This is a genomic window from Vibrio sp. Vb0304 (genome assembly GCF_033338995.1).
GTDB classification, from domain to species: domain Bacteria; phylum Pseudomonadota; class Gammaproteobacteria; order Enterobacterales; family Vibrionaceae; genus Vibrio; species Vibrio alginolyticus.
Window position 1 is genome coordinate 1 of sequence record NZ_JAWOTT010000346.1, and the last position, 1059, is coordinate 1059.

1 protein-coding gene and 1 pseudogene are annotated in these 1059 nt (G+C 45.4%); both read right to left on the minus strand.

The window, feature by feature from the left end:
- Positions 1 to 769: glutamate racemase (gene murI, locus R7P35_RS26135; RefSeq protein ID WP_318093388.1), on the minus strand; the 769-nt coding region annotated here is incomplete at its 3' end.
- A gap of 40 nt (positions 770 to 809) precedes the next feature.
- Positions 810 to 1059 (minus strand): annotated as a pseudogene (locus R7P35_RS26140) (ATPase); the annotation flags it as partial.

Here is a 1059-nt window from a genome sequence, read left to right on the forward strand (position 1 = left end):
TAAATCCTAATTTCGCCAAACAAATGTTCAGTGCATCTTCTTGCCAAGGAGGTGCACTGGCAAAGATTCGTTTTATTCCTTCTTCTTTCTCTTCAAGCTCACCACAAGACAGTAATGCTTTAACCCGGCGCGCTATCGCCTCCCCAGAATCAATCAAAACGACGTTGCTACCCAGCACTTGCTGAATTTCGTTTTTGATTAGTGGGAAGTGTGTACAACCAAGTACAGCGACGTCTACTTTATTGCATAGCGGCGATAAGATACTTTTCAGTTCATCCAAAGGAACACTTTCACCACGTAGCTTTTCTTCTGCCATATCAACCAAACGCGTCGAACCTAGCAGTTCAACTGGCTTACCTTGTGCAAAATCGCGGATCAGTTCATGAGTGTATTGACGAGTGACGGTCGCAGGCGTTGCGATTAACCCTACTCCCTGAGTCGCTAGTAAGGAGGCCGGTTTGATGGCAGGCACGACGCCAACAACTGGCACTGATAAGTTGTCACGCAATGACGGCAGCACGATTGTACTGGCAGTATTGCACGCAATGACGACGATATCGATGTGATGCTCTGCCACCAATGCGGAAACCAGCTGATTGACGCGCGAGATAAGCACATTCTGATCGAGTTCGCCGTAAGGATAAGCTTCGTTATCGAACAGATAGAAGTAGTCTAAGTGTGGAAGGAGTTGGTGAATTTCTTGGAAAACTGACAGTCCGCCGACACCGGAATCAAACACTAGAACTTTTTTCTTACTTGATGCTCGCACGAGTCTTACCTGATGAATAGAGACTCGGCGATCATACTGGTTAGATTTGTTTTGGCAATGCTTTGGCGCGGTATCTTTGATGGCTAAATCGCTCCCCTATTTCCACTTCAAGCTTAATCAGTTCTATATGTCCTTGAAATGATGGGGTTGATGTCACCAATGTATGGAACTCACCATTTTCTCCACATGGATCAATATGACGTGGTAATGACTCGATTAATACTTGGTCATACCAACGGCCACACCATTCTGGATCAAGTGCCTTTCCATCAATGGTAATCAACATAGTT